The organism is Pseudoalteromonas sp., assembly GCF_041613455.1.
Classification (GTDB): domain Bacteria; phylum Pseudomonadota; class Gammaproteobacteria; order Enterobacterales; family Alteromonadaceae; genus Pseudoalteromonas.
The window spans coordinates 1-6,673 of sequence record NZ_JBFJHD010000168.1 but is presented as its reverse complement, the minus strand read 5'-3'; the positions used below and the strand labels follow the sequence as shown (position 1 = coordinate 6,673).

Below are 6,673 nucleotides of genomic sequence, written 5' to 3'. Positions count from 1 at the left end.
GTTACAGCACCATATTCGTTAGCACTTTCACGAAAGTTATCTTGCTCTGCCATCGCCGTGACTAAGGTACCGGTACCCACCGATGAGCTAAATGATTTTGCCACCGCCACTACGCGCTCAGGGCGCAGCGCTGGTAAACCACTGCCAATACCAGCATAGGCTGCAGTTACGTTAGAAGACGTGGTGTACGGGTATTCGCCATACACTAAATCACGGCCAGCCCCTAATTGGGCTTCAAATAATAAATTAGCATCTTGCTGTTGCAGTGCTTTTAGCGGCTCAGTGACGTTACAAATAAAAGGGCGCCAAGACGCGGTTACTTCCAGTAACCATTCGGTCATTTCAGCAGCGCTTTGTGAAAAGTCACACTCGGGATACAGTGCTTTGAGTTGTGGCATTTTCCAGTCTAGCATAAATTGGATCCGCTCAAGTAATACCTCAGGCTGATTTAACCAACCGACTAAAATACCTTTTTTCATTACTCGGTCACCATATGCTGGCGCAATACCTTGACGGGTTGAGCCATAAGCGGCATCCCCTAAGCGCAATTCTTCTAGGGTATCTTCTAGGGCATGAATTGGCAGACACAGCGTGGCACGATCAGAAATACATAACTTTACAGCAACACCTGCTGCTTTAACTTCGGCCATTTCTTCGCTTAAGGCTGCAGGGCTTATAACCATGCCTGGGCCAAGTACGGCTGTACAGTCTGGATTAAAAATACCGCTGGGTAATTGGTGCAATTTAAACGTACCAAACTCATTCACTACGGTGTGGCCTGCGTTGTTACCACCTTGAAAACGAATGCTGGCAGAGGCGTTCTCTGCTAAAAAATCGACGATGCGGCCTTTGCCTTCATCACCCCAGTTTGCACCTACTACAACAATTGACGGCATAATTTTATCTCCAAATTGAACAAGTGGTTATGATAGGTGGGGTGTTAAAATAAGAGAAATTAATTATAATTATAATATCAATAAGGATTCCATATGGGGTTGAGTTATGAAGAGATATAAATGTTAGATATTCACTGGTTAAAAACCTTTGTTACTTTAGCTGAGCTAAAGCATTTTGGTAAAACGGCGAATGCACTACATATGACGCAGCCTAATGTGAGTTTGCATATTAAGCAGTTAGAAAAAATGACGCGGGTAAAATTAATCGAACGTAACCCATTTTGTTTAACGCAAGCTGGGCAAAGGCTACTGCAGTCGGGTAAAAAAACCTTGTGGGAATTAAAAGTTTGCCAATCAGATCTCAATGCAATTAACGATTTGAGCCAAGGCACGCTGACGATTGCAGCCAGTGATATTATATCGCGGTTGTTGTTAATCGAGCCGTTTCAGTTATTTAAAACGCAGTTTCCGGGAATTGATTTTAGCTTGCTTAATACCACCTCGTCACAAGCGTCGGCGTTGGTTAAAAGTGCAGAAGCCGATTTAGGTTTTGTGATTGCCCAAAAAGAAAGTGAGCCACTGCATTTTAGCGAGTTACAACAAATAAAGTGGTGTGCGCTGGGTAATCATTTAGCGCTATGGCAGCAAGCAAAGCAAGACAACAGTATCATACTCACAGAGCCACCAACACTTATTTTATTGGGTCACGATACTCGCACCCGTGAATTATTAGACAGTGCGTTGCCGTCGTTAAATTTACCCAGTTATCGAGTAATGGAAGTGGGCAGTGTTGATGCGCAAATTGACTGGGCAGAAGCGGGGTTTGGCGTGGCAATTGTGCCAGAGTTTTCTTTGCACTCTAAGGCTAATTTAACTACCTCAGTGACCTCACTGCCACAATTCCCAACCACCAGTTTAGGGTATATAGTGCGACAAAACCAAGTGTTGTCTAAAGCGATAAAACAATTGCTGTATTGGGTAAATGAAGAGATTTCGCGTACTCATCGCGGGTCATCAAAATAAATGACATGCTGTGCCAATGTGTCAGCATATTGAGCTGGGTTTGTATTACATGGGTTATTTTAAAAATTTAATAACAAAATTTATCCTGCTAATGCAACAGCATCCAGGGGTGTTGGCGATAGTGTCTTTTTGCTCTGGGGTGGCAAGTTATGTGTTAGTGGAGCGCAAAGAATCGTTTGCGCAATTTATCGCTATATTGTTATTAATTAGCTGGTTATGGTTAATTATTGATAACTGGTTACGCGATAAGGTAGAGCAGTCGTTTGGGGTCACGGTATCTCCCAACTTTATGCGTTTTGCGTTACAAATGGTGCAGCAAGAAAGTTTATTTTTTGCTTTACCGTTTTTTTTGGCGGTAACGCAATGGCATCACCCGCAAGCGCTGTTTACTGGGCTAATTATAAGCTGCGCTGTTATCTCGTTAATCGATCCCTTGTATTATAAAACGTTAGTGAAGCACCGTACGCTATTTACGGTGTTTCATAACTTCGCCTTGTTTGTGGTACTGATAGTTACTTTACCCATTTTATTTAAGCTCACCACCAATCAAAGCTTAGCGATAGCATTGAGCTGTGCGATTATTTTTACGCTGCCAAGTTTAAGTAATTTAATGCCTAATGTGCGCTGGTGGCGTTTTCCTGTGCTCATAGCGTTGCTTTGTATTTTAAGTGCCGGGGTGTGGCAGTTACGAAGTTGGGTGCCGCCCGCCGCGTTACGTTTAACCGACATTACAGTATCGCATGCAGTCGATAGCGCAAAGCGCAGGCCCATCGGCAGCATCAAGCAGTTAACTGCCACTGTATTGCATCAGCAAGGATTGTATAGTTGGACTGCGGTTAAAGCGCCAAGGGGATTAAATGAAACCATATTTCATGTTTGGCGCCATAACCATAAAGAAGTAGACCGAATCGCATTAAATATCACTGGCGGGCGCGAGCAAGGTTATAGAGCGTGGAGCCATAAAGTCAATTTTCCCGCTGAGGCGACCGGTAACTGGCAGGTGCAGGTAGTCACGGAATCGGGGCAGCTTATTGGGCTAACTCAATTCACAGTGACGCGCTAACTATTGCCAAAAGCAATCGCTAATTATTAGCTTGTTGCATAGGGGTTGTTACCTTGCGCCACTAACACACAAAATATACGTAAATCGAGCTCTAGCTGGTGGTACTCAGGCTCCATGTGGCAGCACAGTTTATAAAAGCTTTTGTTATGATCTTTTTCTTTAAAATGCGCGAGTTCGTGCACCACTAAAGCTTTTAATAACGGTTCGGGGGCGCGCAGTAAATCACTATTGATAGCTAAGTCGTGTTTGCGCGTTTTGCCTTGCATGCGATAAGTGTGGGTACCGAGTGCATTGGTGACCATATCGCCTTGCTTTTTAAACGCGGCGCGGCCAAAAGGGGGGGCATTTTTTAAATACTGCTTTTTTAGCTCAGTGGCGTACGTGTACAGCAGCTTATCACTGGTGATGGTGTGCGCCCGTGGGTATTTTTTGGTTAAATACGCGCCATGGGTATCATTTTTTATTAGTTGCATGATTGCTGACACAATGTGCTCAGGGTAGCCGCTAAAGTAACGGACAAATTCACTCATAGTTTATGCTCTTAAATTAAAATAATGCCGTTTGCTGGGCTTCTTGCTCGCCATTAAAGGGAGCTAGTACACCGTGTTGATAGCCTAAGTCTTGGCAAAACTGCCGCGCTAACAAGGGGGCGGCTTGGTTATCGGCGGTATGAAAAAACACGTAGGGTGTTTTACCTTCATTCAGCCATTGCGTTATTTTGCGTAGCCACGGCTGGTAAAAGCTTTGGTAATCATGCTTTAAATCGGCAATCACAAAACGAACTAATGGCTGCTCGCCGGTGGCAATGGCATGCACTGGTAGCTGCGGCTTTTTTTGTTGTGCATCAATTAACGCTTCGGTTGTTGCGTTAACGGCAAAAAGGGCACGGGTATCCATGGCAATGCGATTAATATTATTGGCTATTAACAGTTGATTAAGCGCTATTTCGGCTTGCCCTTTTTGAAAAAATGCCCGGTGGCGTACTTCTACCCCAAAGGTGAGCTCTTTGGGTAATAGGCGAATAAATTGCGCCAGCTTAGCTAAGTCGTTTGGGCCAAAGGCGCTGGGGAGCTGCAACATAATTTGCCCAGTTTTGGCTAAAATAGGCGCAAATAAATCAAACCAGGCGGAAAGCTCGCTTTGTACATTAGTGAGCTTTAGCTCATGACTAAAACGGCGATGAAACTTAAAAGTAAATTTAAAGTCATCGGGTACACTGTTGGCCCAGCGTAAAATAGTGCTTGGTGCAGGATCGGCGTAAAAACTCGTGTTGCCTTCAACAGAGTTAAAGTATTGCGCGTACTCGCTCAGCATATCCGCGTTTTTACATTGGCTTGAAAATAAATTGCCTTTCCACGCGGTGTTTGACCACTGTGGGCATCCTAAATACAGCATTGCACAACTAACTAATGGGGTGTTTGCACTAGTGTAACAAATAGCTAACCACGGCGCACCTGTCACCATTTTGCTTGCTAAAGCGCAGCCCCACTAGAGCAGATAAATTGCCTTTAATGCTAACGGAAACTCGCATTTTGAGGTGGCTTGGGTATAATACGGGGCTAATTTAATTACTTTGAATTGCTAGTGGCGTTATCCACATTTTAGTATTTATAACAACGTTTAAAACGAATGTGCTTAATGGCTATAGGTCTTTTATCTGACAGGAAAACTATGCGCTCTATATACTGCGGACAGCTAAATAAAACCCACGTAGACCAAGAAGTAGAACTATGTGGCTGGATCAACAAACGACGTGACCTTGGTGGACTTATCTTTGTCGATTTACGCGATAGAGAAGGTTTAGTGCAAGTGGTGTTTGATCCTGAAATTGCAGGGTTAATGGATACAGCTAATACCCTTCGCCAAGAGTTTTGTGTGCAGTTAAAAGGGATAGTACGCGCTCGTCCAGACAGCCAAATAAATAAAGACATGGCCACTGGCGAAGTGGAAATTTTAGGCACTGAGCTGACCATCATTAACCGCTCTGAGCCACTACCACTCGATTTTAACCAAGTTAACTCTGAAGAACGTCGCTTAAAATACCGTTACTTAGACTTGCGTCGCTTAGAAATGAGCGACCGCATTAAATTACGTGCTAAAGCAAGTAGCTTTGTACGTCGCTTTTTAGATGAAAACGGCTTTTTAGACATCGAAACACCGGTACTCACCAAAGCCACCCCTGAGGGCGCGCGCGACTACTTAGTACCAAGCCGTGTACACAAAGGTAGCTTTTACGCATTACCGCAGTCACCACAGCTATTTAAACAATTGCTAATGATGTCGGGTTTTGACCGTTACTACCAAATTGTTAAATGTTTCCGCGATGAAGATTTACGTGCCGATCGTCAACCTGAATTTACCCAAATAGATTTAGAAACCTCGTTCATGAGCTCGGCTCAAGTACGTGGTATGACTGAAAAAATGATCCGCGAAATGTGGCAGTCATTGTTAAACGTTGATTTAGGCGACTTCCCCATCATGCCGTATGCTGAGGCCATGAGCTTGTACGGTTCTGATAAGCCAGATTTACGTAACCCAATGAAACTGGTTGATATTGCTGACTTAGTGAAAGACGTTGAGTTTAATGTGTTCTCAGGCCCGGCGAATGACGAAAAAGGCCGTGTTGCGGTACTTACAGTGCCAGGTGGCGCTAAGCTGTCGCGTAAGCAACTAGACGATTACACTAAGTTTATTGGTATTTACGGCGCTAAAGGTATGGCGTGGATGAAAGTAAACGACCGTGATGCAGGCGCTGAAGGCGTGCAATCGCCAGTGGCGAAGTTCTTAAACGCAGAGGTGATCACGCAACTACTTGAGCGCACTGACGCACAAACTGGCGATATCATCTTATTTGGTGCCGATAAGCGCAACACAGTAAACGAAGCTATGGGCGCGCTACGTCTTAAAATAGGTATTGATTTAGAGATCACTAACCTTGATAGCTGGGCACCACTGTGGGTTGTGGATTTCCCTATGTTTGAAGAAGATGACGAAGGCACGCTGCATGCGGTGCATCATCCATTCACGGCACCAAAAGACATCACTGCCGCTGAGCTTGAAGCCAATCCTGCGGCCGCTATTTCAGATGCCTACGACATGGTATTAAACGGCTACGAAGTAGGCGGTGGCTCGGTGCGTATTCACAATGCAGATATGCAAGAAGCCGCATTTAGAATATTAGGTATTAATGAGCAAGAGCAGCAAGATAAATTTGGCTTCTTATTGGATGCCCTTAAATACGGTACACCGCCACATGCAGGTTTAGCATTTGGTCTTGACCGTTTAGTGATGCTGTTATGTGGCACCGATAACATTCGTGACGTGATTGCGTTCCCTAAAACGACTCAAGCATCGTGCTTATTAACCAACGCGCCAAGCAAAGCCAACACCGACTCGTTGGCAGAGCTTGCAATTAATGTGGTAGAAAAAGAGCAAAAACCCGCTGAGTAATTGTTTACGGCATTAAAGTAAATTAACAAAAACCCTTAAGTGTTCACTTAAGGGTTTTTTTATGCTCTAATCGAAAGTAAGGATAATTTTAAGGATGAAAAATGAACATAAATGCTACTTTTTTTGGTGAGTTGCTGGCAGTGTTGTTACTGCTATGTGTGCCGCTGTTTGCATGGCTAAGTTATCGTTTAGGAAAAAGGAAAACTACCACACCGGTGTTAGTAGCCATTATTGGTGGCGT

The 6,673-nt window shown here is 44.2% G+C and carries 6 protein-coding genes; 3 read left to right on the top strand and 3 right to left on the bottom strand.

Annotated features, from left to right (window positions below):
- A partial coding sequence (locus tag ABYB02_RS13115; RefSeq protein WP_372762885.1) for an adenylosuccinate synthetase occupies positions 1 to 896 on the bottom strand: 896 nt, incomplete at its 3' end.
- A 120-nt stretch (positions 897 to 1,016) separates the two neighbouring features.
- Here ABYB02_RS13115 and ABYB02_RS13110 point away from each other — a divergent pair.
- Together ABYB02_RS13110 and ABYB02_RS13105 are read left to right on the top strand one after the other, a co-directional pair.
- Positions 1,017 to 1,919 carry a LysR family transcriptional regulator gene (locus ABYB02_RS13110; protein ID WP_372762884.1) on the top strand — a complete coding sequence of 301 codons (903 nt, stop codon included), beginning with the start codon at positions 1,017 to 1,019 and terminating at the stop codon, positions 1,917 to 1,919.
- Positions 1,920 to 1,968: 49 nt separating this feature from the next.
- Positions 1,969 to 2,982 (top strand): DUF5924 family protein, encoded by a 1,014-nt coding sequence (locus tag ABYB02_RS13105; protein WP_372762887.1) that lies wholly within the window; start codon positions 1,969 to 1,971, stop codon positions 2,980 to 2,982.
- Positions 2,983 to 3,008: 26 nt separating this feature from the next.
- Here the strand turns inward: ABYB02_RS13105 and ABYB02_RS13100 are convergent, their stop codons facing one another.
- Together ABYB02_RS13100 and ABYB02_RS13095 are read right to left on the bottom strand one after the other, a co-directional pair.
- A complete protein-coding gene (locus ABYB02_RS13100; protein WP_372762883.1) occupies positions 3,009 to 3,512 on the bottom strand; it encodes a M48 family metallopeptidase in 504 nt (167 codons plus the stop codon).
- A 16-nt stretch (positions 3,513 to 3,528) separates the two neighbouring features.
- Entirely contained in the window at positions 3,529 to 4,377 is an 849-nt protein-coding gene (locus ABYB02_RS13095; protein WP_372762886.1) for a DUF72 domain-containing protein, read from the bottom strand.
- Between the two features lie 276 nt (positions 4,378 to 4,653).
- Between ABYB02_RS13095 and aspS the strand changes: the two genes are divergently transcribed.
- Positions 4,654 to 6,432: an aspartate--tRNA ligase gene (aspS, locus tag ABYB02_RS13090; RefSeq protein ID WP_372762882.1), complete on the top strand. Its 1,779-nt coding sequence runs from the start codon at positions 4,654 to 4,656 to the stop codon at positions 6,430 to 6,432.
- The last annotated feature ends 241 nt before the right edge of the window (positions 6,433 to 6,673 follow it).

Bases quoted from the DNA above. Each gene is read 5' to 3' on its own strand.
- ABYB02_RS13110 (WP_372762884.1), top strand. From the start codon at position 1,017: ATGTTAGATATTCACTGGTTAAAAACCTTTGTTACTTTAGCTGAGCTA.
- ABYB02_RS13105 (WP_372762887.1), top strand. From the start codon at position 1,969: ATGGGTTATTTTAAAAATTTAATAACAAAATTTATCCTGCTAATGCAA.
- ABYB02_RS13100 (WP_372762883.1), bottom strand. From the start codon at position 3,512: ATGAGTGAATTTGTCCGTTACTTTAGCGGCTACCCTGAGCACATTGTG.
- ABYB02_RS13095 (WP_372762886.1), bottom strand. From the start codon at position 4,377: ATGCTGTATTTAGGATGCCCACAGTGGTCAAACACCGCGTGGAAAGGC.
- aspS (WP_372762882.1), top strand. From the start codon at position 4,654: ATGCGCTCTATATACTGCGGACAGCTAAATAAAACCCACGTAGACCAA.